The sequence below is a fragment of the Verrucosispora sp. NA02020 genome, from assembly GCF_013364215.1.
In the GTDB taxonomy this organism is placed as follows: Bacteria; Actinomycetota; Actinomycetes; order Mycobacteriales; family Micromonosporaceae; genus Micromonospora.
In genome coordinates this window covers 6867689-6882687 of the sequence record NZ_CP054923.1, presented here as the reverse complement: position 1 = coordinate 6882687, position 14999 = coordinate 6867689, and the positions used below count along the sequence as shown (strand labels likewise).

Genomic DNA, 14999 nt, shown 5'->3' with positions numbered 1-14999 from the left:
GATGGCCGGGCTGCCCACCCTGGCCGTGGTCGGGGCGACGGGCGCTATCGGCACCGTGATGTGTGAACTGCTCACCGGGCGTCGCAACGTCTGGGGTGAGATCCGCCTGCTCGCCTCCGAGCGGTCGGCCGGGCGCAAGGTCCGGTGCCGGGGCGAGGAGCTGACCGTCCAGGCGCTGACCGAGGAGGCGTTCGACGGCGTCGACGTCGCGATGTTCGACGTACCGGACGAGGTCGCCACGCACTGGGCGCCGATCGCGGTACGCCGGGGCGCGATCGTGGTGGACAACTCGGGCGCCTTCCGGATGGCGCCGGACGTCCCGCTGGTGGTGCCGGAGATCAACCCCGAAGAGGTCCAGCACCGCCCCCGGGGCATCGTCGCCAACGCGAACTGCACCACCCTGGCGATGATCGTCGCGGTCGCCCCGCTGCACCGCGAGTACGGCCTGCGCGAGCTGGTGCTCGCCTCGTACCAGTCGGTCTCCGGGGCGGGTCAGCGCGGCGCGGACACGCTGCACGACCAGTTGGCCAAGGTGGCCGGGGACCGGCTGCTCGGTTCGCGTACCGGGGACGTGCGGCAGGCGGTCGGCGACGACCTCGACCCGTTCCCCGCACCCATAGCGCTCAACGTGGTGCCGTGGGCCGGTTCACCGGCCGACGACGGCTGGTCCTCCGAGGAGATGAAGATGCGCGACGAGTCGCGCAAGATCCTCGGTACGCCGCACCTGAAGGTCACCGCCACCTGCGTACGGGTGCCGGTGCTCACCGGTCACTCGGTGGCGGTGCACGCCGTCTTCGGCACCGAGATCAACGCCGAGGGTGCCCGTGGCGTGCTGCGTAACGCCCCCGGTGTGATCGTCGTCGACGACCCGGCGGCCGGGGAGTTCCCGATGCCGATCGACGCGGTCGGCACCGACCCGTCCTGGGTCGGCCGGATTCGTCGTGCCCTCGACGACCCTCGCGCACTGAACTTCTTCGTCACCGGCGACAACCTCCGCAAGGGTGCCGCCCTGAACACCGCCCAGATCGCCGAACTCCTGGCCAAGGAGATCACCCAGCGCTGAGCGTCGTACTCAGGCGGCGGCGAGGCGTACGCCGTCGCGACCCTGCCGTTTCACCGCGTAGAGTGCCTGGTCGGCGCGGCGCAGCGTCATCTCGGGCGACTCGCCCGGCCGGGGCAGGGCGACACCGACGCTGATCGTGCGGCCGATCCGGCGGGCCGCCTCGGTGAGCCGCTCGGCGACCCGGACCGCCTCCTCGGGACGGCTCACCTCGATCACCGCGACGAACTCGTCGCCGCCGACCCGGTACAGCTCGTCGCCCTGGCGCAGCGCGCCCTCCAGCGCCCGGGCCAGGCCGACCAGCACCCGGTCACCGGCCTGGTGCCCGTAGGTGTCGTTGATCGTTTTGAAGCCGTCCACATCGATCGCGAGCAGCGCGGTCCGGCCCGGCGTCGCCGTGGCGATCCGCTGCCCGAACGGGCCGGTGTGCCGCAGCCCCGTCAACGGGTCGGAGCTGGCCTGCTCGCGCAGCCGGTCCAGGGTGCGCAACCGGTCCAGGCAGCTCCACGCCTGACCGGCCAGCAGCTCCATCAGGTTGACCGTGGTGGGGTCGGGACGCAGCAGCCGGTCGTCGGCGACCAGCAGCACCCCGCCGCGTCGGGCCGGACCCACCGGCACCGTGACCAGCGTCCGGACACCGGCGCGGACCAGCGGCTCGTGCTCCACGGTGGGCGGGTGGCCCGCCTCGCCGAGGGTGTAGCCGGCCCCGTAGCGGTGCGCCCGGTCGATGATGCCGCGCAGCGCCTCCGGGCCCGCCTCGGCCAGCTCGGCCCGCATCCGGTTCTCCAGCTCCCCGGGCGCCCCGGTCGGGGCACCGAGCCGTACGCCGCCCCGGCCGCCGAGCACCAGGACGGCCGCGCCGAGGGTGGAGACGTCCCGGGCCGCCCCGATCGCGGCGGTCATCAGGTCCCACTCGGTGCCGGCGGCGGTCATCGCGGCGGCGTGCCGGAGCAGCTTCTCGCTGCGGCTCTCCGTCGGCCCGCCCAGCGCGACGATCCGCGCGCCGAGGCGGGCGGCCACCCGTTCGGCGGTCGTCCGCCACGCGGCGAGGTCGGCGGGGCCGGTCCACTGCACGTCGAGTACGCCGATGACCCGCCCGGCCGGATCCGGCACCGGTACGCACACCTCGGCGGTGACGTCGGGGCGTACCGGGATGTGGTCGGGATCGGTCGTGACGTCCGGGGCGACGACCGCTGCGCCGCCGGTGTAGACCCGACCGACGATCCCGGCGTCCGGCGCGACGGTGGCGAAGACCTGCCAGGAGCCGGTGGCGGCGACGCACCGGAGCCGGTCGTGCACGTGCAGCAGGACGGCGATGGTGGCGGGGGTGTGACGGGCCAGCGACTCGACGGTGGCCTGGCACACCTCGGCGACGGTCGACGCCATCGGCAGGCGGACCGTCACGTCGCGGAGGACTTGCTGATGATCCACTCGCACGTCGTTCCAGGTCGGGTACGCCTCCCGGCGGCACCGGGAGGATGACCAAGCGTACTCACCGGAGACTGGGAGCGAGCTGGACTCGTACACATGTGCTATCCACAGGCTGTGGATGCGGCCTGTGGGCAACGCCCGGACGTCTGCGGCGATGGCAGCAAGACCGCCGGAAAGGACCTGCGGCTTCGGTGCCTCGTCTTGCGGTCCTCGATGTACGTCGAACGCACAGCCGTCGATCATCTTTCGTGCGGTCGGTGCGGAACTCCGGTCGAGTCGGCTCAACCGGACCGGCGGACCGGTTCGAGCCGGCTGGATGCTGATGGGCAACCGCGCGGCTGTAATCGGCGGCGCGGGTGCGAGTGGGACGCATGTTGCCGTAACTCGTCGTTAACCTCGCTCCGTCACGCGTCGGCGTGACGTTTCCGCGCCGAACGTCGGCGCGCATCCTGTGGGGGTAACACGCATGTCGAGAAGGTTCATCGGGTTGGTGTCCGCGCTCGCCGTGGCGCTTGGCGGTTCGCTGGCCGTCGGTGCCCCGGCGCAGGCCGCCACCCCGGCGATCGAGATCACGAAGGTCTACTACGACTCGCCGGGTACGGACACCCGCTCGAACGCCAGCCTGAACGCCGAGTACGTGAAGCTGACCAACCGGCGCGCCCGCACCATCAACCTGAAGAACTGGACGCTGCGCGACAAGGCCAACCACGTCTACACGTTCAGCGGGGACGTGAAGCTCGCCAAGGGCAAGAGCGTGGTCATCCGCACCGGCAAGGGCACGAACACCGCCAAGAACCGCTACTGGGGCTCGGGCAACTACGTCTGGAACAACACCGGCGACACCGCGTACCTGCGCAACGCCAGCGGCAAGCTGATCGACAAGTGCGCCTGGTCGAAGAAGGGCAAGGGCTACACCGCCTGCTGAACGGGTAACCGTTGTTCGGCGCGCGAGCGTTGGGGCGCGCCGAGGGGAATCTCTCGCACGGGCCTGATCTCACCGAGGCGTCGCGGTTCTCGGTGGGATCAGGTTCCGCCCGTGGCCCAAGGGGTCACGGATGACGTGCCTCGTTGGCGGCGAGCCGTAGTCTGAGAGTCGTGCGCCGCCCACGTCTTCGAACGGCACTGCTCGGCCTCGGCTTCCTGCTCTGGCTGGTGGCCGGTCTCGGTCTCTGGTTCGGGTGGTCGGGACGGTACGGGTCCCTGCTCCTGATCGCCGCAGGCGCACTCGTGCACGGCCCGAACCTGGTGCAGAAGTGGCGGGAACGCAGGTCGAAGTCACCGGAACCGGCGGACCGGGTACTCCGGCACTACCCCAAGTGGTGGTGACCACGTATCGGAGGCACGGGACGTGCCCGCTGGGTTCTGAGTCGACGGACGGACGAGGAGTCCTTGCCGGGTGAGATCTAATGATCTCGTGCCCAAGCTCTTCGACGCCACACTCAGCAACCACCTGCGCTACCCGCTGTGGGTCTTCGCGGTGCCGGTGGTCCTCTTCGCGATCATTCCCACCTGGATTCTGGCCGAGCGTGGCGAGATCTTCGCCGCCGTGCTGGTCGTGCTCGGCTACGTGCAGGCGGTCATGCTGGGGCGGGTTCGTCTCGCGAAGAGTCTTGTCGCTAGGGGGAAGGTGAAACCCGAGGATCTGGGCTGAGTCGCACCGCTCGCGGTGCGACTCAGCACGACGTCCCGTCCGTCAGCTCCCGAAGATCGGCTGACGGTGCACCTTGTGCTGGGCGGCCTGAGCGACCGGCCGGACGACGAGACGATCCACGTTGACGTGGCTGGGCAGTGCCACCGTCAGGGCGATGCACTCGGCGACGTCCTCGGCCACCAGCGGCCGGTCCACGCCCGCGTACACAGCGGCGGCCTTGTCCGCGTCGCCGGCGAACCGGTTGACCGCGAACTCGTCCGTGCGGACCATGCCCGGTGCGATCTCGATGACCCGCACCGGCTCACCGCAGAGTTCCAGCCGAAGCGTCTCGACCAGCGCGTGTTCCGCGTGCTTGGCGGCCGTGTAGGTGCCGCCGGACTCGTAGGTCACGTGCGCGGCCGTCGAGGTGACGGTCACGATGGTCGGTGCGTCGGAGGCGCGGAGCAGCGGCAGCAGCGCCTGGGTCACGTACAGCATGCCCAGGACGTTGATCTCGAAGCTCCGCACCAGGTCGGCCGGCGAGGTGGTGGCCAGCGGGTCGGCACCCACCGCCCCGCCCGCGTTGTTGACCAGAAGGTCGCACCGGTCCAGACCGGCGGCGAGAGCCTGGACGGACGCCTGGTCGGTGACGTCGAGCGCGACGGCCTGCCCACCGATCTCGGCCGCCAGCGCCTCCAGTCGGTCCCACCGGCGGGCCGCCACCACGACGAAGAATCCGTCCTTGGCCAGCCGGCGCGCCGTGGCCGCCCCGATCCCGCTGCTGGCACCCGTCACCACTGCGGTGCGCTTCATGGTGTTCTCCCTCATCAACCGGTGACGAAGTCTATCTTCGCGTTGATCGCCTCGGCCTTGGCGATGGCGTCGAGCGCGTCCGTGCCGGAGGCCAGGATGTAGCCGTTGCTACAGTCCGCGACGGTCAGCAACGGTGCGACCTCGTCGCCGGAGTTCTTGGTGATGACCACGGCGGTGTCCTCGGCGCCCAGCTCGAACAGGTATGGCATGAAGACCCGCGCCGACTCGCCGGGCGGGATCCGGCGTACCGTCGCCGGAATGTCCTCGCTGACGGTGATCGACGTGATCGGCCCCGGCTTCGGGGTCAGGAAGAGGGCGACCGCGCCCCCGATCGGTGCGGGTGATTCGAGCGGAAGCTCGTCGATGCCCAACGGGACCGTCAGGAACATGCGGTTGAGGTCCAGCCCGAAGGCGCGCCGCACCAGTTCCGGCGCGCCACTGCCGGCCAGACGCGCGTGGGATTCGAGCACCCGGGGCCCGTGCGGGGTGAGGACGAACTCGCTGTGCGACGGTCCCTCGGTCACGCCGACCGCGTCCAGGAGCTTCGCGGTGAGTTCCCGGAGTTCCGCGAGGTAGGGCACGGCGACCCGGCTCGGCGTGCTGACCTCCCACTCGACGAACCGGTCGTTCATCCGGTATTCGGAGTAGCCGATGGTGAGGTGCCGGCCCCCGAAGGAGAACGAGTCGACGCTCACCACCGGGCCGGAGAGGAACTCCTCGGCCATCGGCGCGGTGATACCGGCGGCGGCCAGCTCCGACATGGCCTCGGCCACCTGCTCCGGGGTCTCGACCTCCTTGATGTGCAGGCTCGCCGCACCGTCGATCGGCTTGAGGACGATCTTCCCGCCGATCTGCTCCAGGAACGCGACCGCCTCCTGGACCGAGTTGACCACCTGGTAGCGGACGTTCTCCACGTCGGCCTTGGCCAGGCACTCCCGGGTGAGGGACTTGTCCTTGAGCGCGCGGGCGGTGAACTCGGTGACGCCCGGCAGGCCGAACATGTCCACGACGTAGCCCGACGAGATCGCGGCGACCTCGGTCGTGGTCATCACGCGGTCGAACGGGCGCTCGGCGTGCAGCGGGCTGAGCGCGGCGTGGATGGCCGGGCCGTCGTCCAGCGGAGCGTGGACGACCCGCTCGGTGTGGGCCAGGATGGACGGCTCGTACTTGCCCTCCTCGTGCACCAGCACGACGTCGATGCCGAGTTCCCTGGCGCCGTGGATCGGCGCGGGCATACCGCCGATGACGGCGACGCGATACTTGCCCATGGTCATCCTCCTGGTGTCCGGGTCAGCTTGCGTAGCAGCGGCGCAGCCAGCGGGCGGTGTCCGCCGGGCCGGGTCGGAACGCCCGACGGCGGTGCAGCACCCGGTAGTTGTCGAAGATCAGGAAATCGCCGGACCGCAGTACGAACGCCTCGGACCGCGCCTGGTCGAGGGCCCGCACCCAGCTGTCGAGGGCGGCACTCGCGGCCGGCGTGTTCGCGGCGACCGTGCCCCGGTCGAACCGCGCCCGTGTTCCCTCGTAGCTCTGCTCCAGCAGGGCGGTGTCCCGCAGCGGTGCCGTCTCGTCGTTCGAGGCGGGCGGGCCGACGGTGAACTGGGCCGACTGCAACTCCCGCACGGTGGTCTCGTCCAGCGCGGCCACGGCCTCCTCGATGGCGAGCACCTCGGTCGGCACCTGCTCGTCGTTGCGGACCGCATAGAAGCTGAGGTAGCGCGGGACGTACCGGCGCGGGTCGACGCCCCTGCCGCCGAAGGGGAGGTGCGGGTTGTCGGTGTGCCAGGAGAACTCGGAATCCGCCCCCCAGGAACTGGTGGTTCCCGCCGCCGCCGGGTTCGGGGCGACGTTGCGGATGTACTTGCCGGCGTTCTCGTAGTCGACCGCGAACGGCGTCAGCGAGAGCAGTTGCAGCAGCCCGAAGTGCAGGGCGTTGGTCACGGCCATCGCGGGTTCGTCGGTGAAGCCGTCACGTGGCGTGGCCGGGAACTCCTGCTGCGGCAGGTTGCCGATGGTCAGCACGTGCGAGCCGGTGGCCGGAAAGAACGTCAGTGCCTGGAGGATCTCGCCGGGCAGGTGGGTCTGCAGGGCGTGGGCACCGATTCCGGCGAGGATCGCCTCGTGGGCGTCCGAATCCAGCTCGATGTCGCAGACAGCGGCCGTGAGCTCCTTGTCGAGCAGGTCACGGGTCCGGTCGTTCAGATGGTGACGGGCCACCCGGAGTGCACGGGTCATGAACGGCTCCGATCATGAGGGTTCGCCGCGAATCCCCAACTCGCGGTCGGATCGGGTGCGACGCCCAGTCGTCGTGCACCCGAGACCTCACGATGCCGGACGGCGACAGCGGGTAACAACGCCGTCACGGAGGCCAGAAGTGGCCAGACACCTTGCTGCCGTCGCCCGCTGCGGGCAGGAAGCGGACCGCCCTACGGCGCGTCGCCGCCGGGACGTCCGTCGCCCGGCAGGACCGGGGAGCGTACGGCACCCCACCGGACCGACAACCGGGTCGCCGCGCGCTCGGCACGGATCTCCATGGCGTCGCCGACGACCACCGCCCGGTCCACCACCACGGCGGTCCCGTCCAGGGCGATCGTCGTCCGTTCGCTGACGAGGACCGGGCTGCCGACGGGCTGGCGCAGATGCCCGGCGGCCGGCGCGGCGAGGAGAGACGGGACGATCCGTTCCGAGGCCCGCAGGATGGCGACACCGGCGTCGGCCAGCGCGGCGTAGAGCGACGTCCGGGCGAAGTCGCGGTCCCGGATCGTCGCCGCGTACGGCGGGCGGACCCAGGAGACCTGGTGGATGGTGGGACGGCCGTTCAGCAGGCGCAGCCGTTCCAGCCGCAGGGCCCGCTCGCCGCCACCGTCGCCGAACCGGTCGACCACCCAGGCCGGCGGTCGGCGCATCGCACCGGACACCACCTGGGTGAGCACGTCGTGGCCCTGCTCGCGGAGGTCCTCGGTGAAGCTGCGCAGCGTGTCCACGCGGTAGGCGGCCTGGACCGGTGTGACGTAGGTGCCCCGCCCGGCCTGCTGGACGATGAGTCCCTCGTCGGACAGCTCCTGGAGGGCCTGACGCAACGTCATCAGCGTGACGCCGTAGTGGGCGCTCAGGTCCCGCTGCGCCGGCAGCGCCTCGCCCGGCTCGTACTCGCCCTGCCGGATCCGGGCCGCCAGGTCGGCCGCGATCTGCCGGTAGCGCGCGGTCGGTCGCCCACCCGCCGTCGCCTCACCCATGGGTGTCTCCCGTCCCTGCGGCCGTGCCGGTGCCCAGTGTGGCCCACGGTCCGTGACCGGCCGCACCGGGCACCCGCCCGGCTCGCGGTCACCCGGGAACCGCTGCGCCCACCCCGTCCAACGCCGCGCGGAACTCCGCGACCACGGCTCCGACCTCAGCGGGGTCCGCGCCGTCGAGGACCATCCGCATCAGTGCCGAGGCGACCACGACACCGTCGGCGGCCTCGGCCGCCTCCACCGCGTGCGCGGGCCGGGAGATGCCGAAGCCGAGCAGCACCGGCAGGTCGGTCAGGGCCCGCAGGTCGCGGGCGAGCCGGGCGGCGTCCTCGGCGAGTCGGTCGCGCTCGCCGGTGGTGCCCATCACCGAGACGGCGTAGACGAAGCGGCGACTGCGCCGCGCGATGGCGGCCAGCCGAGGGCCGGGGGTGGTGGGCGCGGCGAGCAGCACCAGGTCGACACCGGCCGCCGTGGCGCTGGCCGCCAGGTCGTCCACCTCGTCGATCGGCACGTCGGGCACGATCAGCCCGCTGACCCCGGCCGCCGCGAGGTCCGCGCAGAACGACGGCGCGTGCATCACCAGGTTGTAGTACGTCATGGCGATCAGTGGTACGTCGACGTCCACCCCGGCGAGGTCGTCGAGGATCGACCGGACCGTGGCCCCCTGTTGCAGGGCGCGGTAGGACGCCTGTTGGATCGTCGGCCCGTCGAGGATCGGGTCGGAGAAGGGGAGCCCGATCTCGATCATGTCCGCGCCGCTGCGGGCGTACGCCTCGACGTACCCGGTCCAGTCGGGCCGGATGCCCCCGGTCACGTACGGGACCAGCAGCTTGCCGTTCATGCGGTCTCCCGGATGGTGTGGATGTCCTTGTCGCCACGGCCGGAGAGCGCGACCAGCACGGTGCTGAACGGCGGCAGCTCGCCGCTCTCCGCGGCGCGGATCACCCAGGCGATGGCGTGGGCCGATTCCAGGGCGGGCAGGATCCCCTCGGTGCGGGCCAGCCGCCGGACCGCCGGGATGACCTCGGCGTCGTTGACGGTGACGTACCGCGCCCGGCCGGAGTCGTTGAGGAAGGCGTGCTCCGGGCCCACGCCCGGGTAGTCGAGCCCGGCCGCGATCGAGTGCGCCTCGCTGACCTGGCCGTGCTCGTCCTGGAGGACATACGAGCGGAACCCGTGCAGCACGCCGACCCGGCCGAACGCGACCGCCGCCCCACCCTCGGCCTCCACGCCGACGAGTCGGGCCGGGGTGTCGACGAAGCCGGCGAACGTGCCGGCGGCGTTCGAGCCACCGCCGATGCAGGCCACCACGTAGTCGGGCACGCCGGTCCGTAGTTCGGCGGCGCACTGTGCGCGCGCCTCCTCGCCGATGACCCGCTGCAACTCCCGCACGATCCACGGGTACGGGTGCGGGCCCATGACCGAGCCGATGCAGTAGTGGGTGTCGTCGACCCGGGTGACCCACTGCCGCAGCGCCTCGCTGGTGGCGTCCTTCAGGGTGCGGCTGCCGCCGGTGACCGGAACGACCTCGGCACCGAGAAGCTCCATCCGGAACACGTTCAGCGCCTGGCGCTCGACGTCCTTGGCCCCCATGTAGACGGTCGCCTGGAGGCCGAGCAGCGCGGCGGCGGTGGCCGTGGCGACGCCGTGCTGGCCGGCGCCGGTCTCGGCGATCAACCTCGTCTTGCCCATCCGGCGCGCCAGCAGGGCCTGACCGAGCACGTTGTTGATCTTGTGTGAGCCGGTGTGGGCGAGGTCCTCCCGTTTCAGCAGCACGTTGATGCCGAGTTCCTCGGAGAGCCGCCAGGCCGGCGTGAGCGCGGTAGGGCGGCCGGCGTGCACCGCGAGCAGCCGGTCGAGGTCGCGGCGGAAGCGCTGGTCCGCCCACGCCTCCCGGAACGCCGCCTCCAGCTCGGTGCAGGCGGGGATCAGCGACTCGGGGACGAAACGACCCCCGTGCCCGCCGAATCTGCCGCGCTCGCCGGGATCGGCCATGACGCTGCCGTTGGGCAGCACGGTCAGGTCGGTCACGTGGACTCCCACTGTTCTAGAACTGTTGGAGTCAGGATGACACACCCGGCGGGCCCGACGGAAGCCCGCCTCATCGGGAACCGACGCCGTCCGGGTCGCGTCGACGCTCCCGGCGTCCGGGCCGGGTGCTGCTCCGATCCGTACCCGGGTCGTCGTCGCCCGGGTCGCCACGCATGGTCCGCAGCGGCGAGAAGTAGACCGGCAGGACGGCGACCAGGCTGAGTCCGGCCCCCACCCACAGGGCCTCCCGGAGCCCGACGCGTTCCCCGAGGAACCCGCCGAGGAACGAGCCGATCGGCATGGCCCCGAAGATGAGGAAGCGGATGGTGGCGTTCATCCGGCCCTGCAACTCCTGCGGACACAGTTGCTGGCGGATCGCCATGCTGTTCACGTTGTTGATGACCAGGCCGGTGGAGACCAACGCGTTGCCCGCCCCGGCGAGCCAGAGACGCCAGTCGGCGTCGGCGAGCGGCACGACCAGACCGGAGACGCCGGCCACCGCCATGCCCACCCAGACCGCCGGCCCCGGGCCGATCCGGGCGCTGACCCGCCGGACGAGGAACGCCCCGACCAGCCCGCCCAGTCCGCCGACGGCGAACCACAGTCCCACCGTTCCCGGCGCGATGCGCAGCTGCTGGGCGAGCAGCACCACCACCGCCGTTCCGGTGACGAACACCCCGAGGTTGAACAGGGCACCCGAGACGGCGAGCGCGCGCAGGGACCGGTGCCCGAAGACGAACGACAGCCCCTGCCGGATCTCCCGAACCAGGTGGCGGTCGGTGCCGCGCGCGGGAACGGACTCCCGCATCCGGATCCGGCAGAGCACCACCGCCGAGGTCAGGTAGCCGCCCGCGACGGTGAGCACCGCGAGCGGCGCACCCAGCCACTGGATCAGGTAGCCGCCGAGCGTGGGACCGCCGACCTGGGCCACCGACCGGGTGCTCTCCAGCTTCGCGTTGCCCTCGACCAACTGCCCGCGTTCGAGCAGCAGCGGCAGGTAGCTCACGTACGCCGTCTCGAACAGCAGCGTCCCCACGCTCACCCCCAGCGCGACCACGTACAACTGGGTCAGGGAGAGCACCCCCAGGTAGGCGGCCACCGGCACCCACGCCAACAGCAGACCCCGCCCGAGGTTCGCCACGATCATGACGGGACGCTTGCGCCGTCGATCCACCCACGCCCCGGCGGGCAGGCCGACCACGAGGAACGCCACGGTCTGGAACGTCGCCAGCAGTCCGGCCTCGAACGCGGTCGCGTCCAGGGCCAGGATCGCCACCAGGGGCAGGCCGACCCGGCTGAAGTGCGCGCCGAACTGCCCCAGGGTCTGCGTGGTCCACAGCAGCCGGAAGTCGTGATGCCGCAGGAGGGTCACGTGTGGAACTGGATCTGCTGGTCGACCAGGACACAGGTGGCGATCGCCGAGTCGGCGTCCGCGCCGGTGGCCAGCACGTACCCGGAGCTGCAGTCCGCGAGCGTCTGGATCGGGGTGATCACGTCGCCCGGGTTCTTGTGCACGACCGCGCCGACCGGGACGTCGACCAACTCGCCGAGCAGCGGGAGGTACACGTCGGCCATCTCGCCGGGCGGGACCCGCTTGACCACCGCCGGGATGTCCTCGGCGACTGTGACGGCGCGGATCTCCCCGGGCTCGGGCCGCAGGAACCGGATGGCGGCACCCGCCGTGGGCCGCGGAGACTCGGCGGGCAGCGCGTCGATGCCGAGCGGCACCGTCAGCCACATCCGGGCCAGGTCCAGGCCGTAGGCCCGGCGGACCAGCTCGGGGATGGCGTGCCCACCCATCCGGGCGTGCGACTCCAGCACCCGCGGACCCCGGTCGGTCAGGACGAACTCGCTGTGCGAAGGGCCCTCGGTGAGTTCGACCGCGTCCAGCAGGCGCACGGTGAGGTCCCGAAGCTCCTCCAGGTACGGCACGACGAGCCGGCTCGGCACGCTGACCTGCCACTCCACGTGGTACGAGTTGACCAGGTACTCGGAGTAGCCGACGGGCAGGTGCCGACCGCCGAAGGAGAACGACTCCACGCTCACCACCGGGCCGACGAGGAACTCCTCGGCGAGCACCGAGGTGTTGCCGGCCTCGGTGTGCACGCGCCAGGCGTGGCCCAGCTCGGCCGCGTCCGCCACCCGCAGGATGTTCCGGCTGGCGGCACCGTCGACCGGTTTGAGGACGACCGGACCGCCGACCTCCGCGAGGAAGTCGTTCGCCTCGCGTTCGGTGCGCACCACGCGGTAGCGGACCGGGCTCAGGTCGTACTTGGCGAGCCGCTCGCGCATCAGCGCCTTGTCCTTGAGCAGGCGGGCGGTCTTCTCCGAGGTCCCGGGCAGGCCCAGGCCGTCCACCACGTGTCCGGTGGGCACACCCCACGGCTCGGAGACGGTCAGCACCCGGTCGAAGGGGCGTTCGTCGTGCAGCGGGCGCAGCACGTCGAGCATCGCCTCGCCGTCGGCCAGCGGCGCGTGCACGATCCGCTCGCAGTGCTGCCGGATCGACTCCTCGTACTGCCCCGGTTGATGCACCAGGACGACGTCGACGCCCAGGTCCTTGGCTCCCTTGATCGGGGCGGGACGACCACCGATCACGGCTACTCTAAACATCAGTCGCGCACCTTCTCGTGGGATGGAACGGCTGCCCGGTCATCGCAGCCGGCTCAGGAGAGGCCGAGCTGCTCGGCGAGCAGCGCGGCGACGATGTCGTTGCCCTCGTCGGTCAGGTGGGCCCGGTCGACGTACAGCCAGGACCGGTCGGTCACGGCCGCGCGCAGGACCGGGTTGAGGTTCACGAAGCGGACGCCCTGCCGCTCGCAGGCCGGTGCCAGCGCGTCGGCGTACCGCTGCCCGGCCGCCACCGAGGAGACGTCGCCGTAGAGGGCCTCCCAGGTGCCCAGCTTGGAGATCCGGTCCAGCTCGTCGAAGATCAGCTTCTCCTCCGGCGCGGGCTCGGCCCGCAGCCAGGTGGCCATCGGCTGCAACACGAAGGAGACCCGGGCGCCGGTGGCGGCGGCGAGCACCTGCCAGCTCGCGAGATGCCTGCCGACCAGGTCGACCGCGCTGGCGATCGCCTCGTCGAGTTCCGGACGGACCTCGTCCGGCGACGGCCACGAGGGGACGGTCGGCTTGGCCCGGCGACCGAAACCACGCGACGTCTTGCGGTGCCGGGCCCGGACCTCCTCCATCTGTTCGAAGAACTCGCCGCAGAAATAGAACGGACCCTGGTCGGCGCGGTGCATCTCGACCAGCCGGGACATCACCAGCGTGTTGAACCCGCTCAGGATGACGATCTCCTCGACCGGCGGCAGCAGGTGCCGGTAGAGCAGGAACAACAGCAGTTCCTGGGTCGAGTTGTAGCAGTGGCCGGCATAGGTGAGCCACGGGCGGGACGATGCGTGCTTCGTCCACAACCGCGACGCCATCGTGGTCGCGTCGCTGGTGGAGCCGTACCCGAGCGGGACGGAACCGCCGACCAGCAGGCGGACCGGCCCCTCGGGCAGGGTGCTACCGACCGAGGCCTGCTCGTCGACACCGTGGGAGATACGGAAGCCGAGCCGGTCGGTGTTGATCGCCTCCGACCGGTAGTCCGGCCGGTTGAAGTACATCAGGTACGGGAGGTACTGCGTCTCCCCACGGGACGCGAAGTCGTCGTACTGCAGCATCTGCGGCGTCAGGATCTCGCGCTGGAGTTTCACGTCGTCGGTTCTCCTTGTCGGATGGGGGTGGAGAGAGGCGGAGGGGTCACCAGAGCGGGCTGATGTCGGTCCGGCTGGACTGGTCGGAGTCCGCCACCTCGTCGGCGAGGATCCCGAGCTGAGCGATCCTGATGCCGGCCTGGAACCGGCTCGACACCTGGAGACCCTTGAGGATCGAGGAGATGTGCCGTCGGCAGGTCCGCAGCGCCATGCCCAGCCGGTTGGCGATGGCCTCGTCCTTGAGCCCGGCGGCCATCAGTCGGAGGATCGCCATCCTGGTGCCCAGCGACACCTCGTCCATCTGGTCCTCGGCGAGTTCGAGCGGGACCGCGTTGGCCCAGAGGTGCGTGAACGTGCGGTGCAGGTACTCCACCACCAGGTCGTCGGAGATGACGGCGGCAGCGTGATCCGCACCCGGTGCGTCGACCGGAACGAACGCCACCCGTCGGTCGAAGATGATCAGACGTTCGAAACTCGCCGCCGTGGTGCGGATGCCACCGCCGTACGCCGCGACCGCCTTTGCCCGGGCCGTGAGACCCGGGTTCGCGCGGGCGGTGTGGTGGTACACGAACTGGCAGCGGAGCCCGCGTACGAAGATCGAGGTCACCGACGCCTCCGAGGCGCTGAACTGGTCCGTCGACCGTGGACCTCCCGGACGCAGCGAGAGGATCTCGGTGGCGCAGCGCAGGATCGCCGAGTCGATCTCGTCGCGGATCGCCTTCTCGCCCTGGACGACCCGCACGCCCTCGTGCTGCCTGCCGTTCTCGGCCAGCCGTCGGCCGATCGACTGGAGCACCCGGCTGTTGGCGGCCATCGCCTGTTCCCGCTCGCGGATCTCGTCGGTGAGCGGTGCGTTGAGGATGCTCAGGGCGACATCGGGATGCACTGCGGTCAGGCCGCCGTCCTCGTCGCGGGAGAGCAGCCGGCGTCGGACCAGGTTCTCGCAGGCGTGTGCCCACTCGCCCCGGCTGATGCCGGTCTCCGGCGGCGGGCGGTCGGCGTGCAGCCGACTGCCCAGCACCGCATGTTCGTAAGCGGCGGACTCGACGCTGTCGAGGGGGCCACGCTGCTGGTGGAGGTAGGACAAGGAGGTGCTCATC

General features: G+C 71.2%; 15 protein-coding genes. 4 read left to right on the top strand and 11 right to left on the bottom strand.

Going from position 1 to position 14999, the window contains the following annotated elements; all coding sequences use genetic code 11:
• Position 1 precedes the first annotated feature (1 nt).
• Positions 2 to 1063: an aspartate-semialdehyde dehydrogenase gene (locus HUT12_RS30770; RefSeq protein WP_131051617.1), complete on the top strand. Its 1062-nt coding sequence runs from the start codon at positions 2 to 4 to the stop codon at positions 1061 to 1063.
• Positions 1064 to 1072: 9 nt separating this feature from the next.
• Here the strand turns inward: HUT12_RS30770 and HUT12_RS30765 are convergent, their stop codons facing one another.
• The gene (locus tag HUT12_RS30765; protein WP_176095467.1) at positions 1073 to 2491 is read right to left on the bottom strand and encodes a diguanylate cyclase; all 1419 of its coding nucleotides are present in this window, start codon (positions 2489 to 2491) and stop codon (positions 1073 to 1075) included.
• Positions 2492 to 2957: 466 nt separating this feature from the next.
• Between HUT12_RS30765 and HUT12_RS30760 the strand changes: the two genes are divergently transcribed.
• The 3 genes from HUT12_RS30760 (at position 2958) to HUT12_RS30750 (ending at position 4142) form a co-directional block, all read left to right on the top strand.
• A complete protein-coding gene (locus tag HUT12_RS30760; RefSeq protein WP_162854328.1) occupies positions 2958 to 3416 on the top strand; it encodes a lamin tail domain-containing protein in 459 nt (152 codons plus the stop codon).
• 170 nt (positions 3417 to 3586) lie between these two features.
• Positions 3587 to 3817 carry a hypothetical protein gene (locus tag HUT12_RS30755; RefSeq protein WP_176095466.1) on the top strand — a complete coding sequence of 77 codons (231 nt, stop codon included), beginning with the start codon at positions 3587 to 3589 and terminating at the stop codon, positions 3815 to 3817.
• An 88-nt stretch (positions 3818 to 3905) separates the two neighbouring features.
• Positions 3906 to 4142, top strand: a complete 237-nt coding sequence (locus HUT12_RS30750; RefSeq protein WP_176095465.1) for a hypothetical protein — start codon at positions 3906 to 3908, stop codon at positions 4140 to 4142.
• A gap of 42 nt (positions 4143 to 4184) precedes the next feature.
• On the opposite strand, the gene HUT12_RS30745 is transcribed toward HUT12_RS30750, so the two are convergent.
• The 10 genes from HUT12_RS30745 to HUT12_RS30700 all read right to left on the bottom strand — a co-directional run bounded on the left by HUT12_RS30745 (position 4185) and on the right by HUT12_RS30700 (position 14998).
• Positions 4185 to 4934, bottom strand: coding sequence for an SDR family oxidoreductase (locus tag HUT12_RS30745; protein WP_176095464.1), 750 nt, complete (start codon positions 4932 to 4934; stop codon positions 4185 to 4187).
• Positions 4935 to 4948: 14 nt separating this feature from the next.
• Positions 4949 to 6202 (bottom strand): ATP-grasp domain-containing protein, encoded by a 1254-nt coding sequence (locus HUT12_RS30740; RefSeq protein ID WP_176095463.1) that lies wholly within the window; start codon positions 6200 to 6202, stop codon positions 4949 to 4951.
• A gap of 22 nt (positions 6203 to 6224) precedes the next feature.
• Positions 6225 to 7169, bottom strand: coding sequence for a TauD/TfdA family dioxygenase (locus HUT12_RS30735; protein ID WP_176095462.1), 945 nt, complete (start codon positions 7167 to 7169; stop codon positions 6225 to 6227).
• Positions 7170 to 7360: 191 nt separating this feature from the next.
• A complete protein-coding gene (locus tag HUT12_RS30730; RefSeq protein ID WP_176095461.1) occupies positions 7361 to 8170 on the bottom strand; it encodes a GntR family transcriptional regulator in 810 nt (269 codons plus the stop codon).
• A gap of 88 nt (positions 8171 to 8258) precedes the next feature.
• The gene (gene trpA / locus HUT12_RS30725) at positions 8259 to 9008 is read right to left on the bottom strand and encodes a tryptophan synthase subunit alpha (protein ID WP_131051607.1); all 750 of its coding nucleotides are present in this window, start codon (positions 9006 to 9008) and stop codon (positions 8259 to 8261) included.
• Positions 9005 to 10198, bottom strand: coding sequence for a tryptophan synthase subunit beta (gene trpB / locus HUT12_RS30720; RefSeq protein ID WP_254876999.1), 1194 nt, complete (start codon positions 10196 to 10198; stop codon positions 9005 to 9007). Before trpB ends, trpA begins: the two co-directional genes overlap by 4 nt.
• A gap of 70 nt (positions 10199 to 10268) precedes the next feature.
• Positions 10269 to 11570, bottom strand: a complete 1302-nt coding sequence (locus tag HUT12_RS30715; protein ID WP_176095460.1) for an MFS transporter — start codon at positions 11568 to 11570, stop codon at positions 10269 to 10271.
• On the bottom strand, positions 11567 to 12811 hold the full coding sequence (locus HUT12_RS30710) for an ATP-grasp domain-containing protein (RefSeq protein WP_176095459.1): 1245 nt from the start codon (positions 12809 to 12811) through the stop codon (positions 11567 to 11569). Before HUT12_RS30710 ends, HUT12_RS30715 begins: the two co-directional genes overlap by 4 nt.
• Before the next feature lie 53 nt (positions 12812 to 12864).
• Positions 12865 to 13899 carry an Inducer of phenazine A gene (locus HUT12_RS30705; protein WP_131051603.1) on the bottom strand — a complete coding sequence of 345 codons (1035 nt, stop codon included), beginning with the start codon at positions 13897 to 13899 and terminating at the stop codon, positions 12865 to 12867.
• Positions 13900 to 13945: 46 nt separating this feature from the next.
• On the bottom strand, positions 13946 to 14998 hold the full coding sequence (locus tag HUT12_RS30700) for a LuxR C-terminal-related transcriptional regulator (RefSeq protein WP_176095458.1): 1053 nt from the start codon (positions 14996 to 14998) through the stop codon (positions 13946 to 13948).
• Between the last annotated feature and the right edge of the window lies 1 nt (position 14999).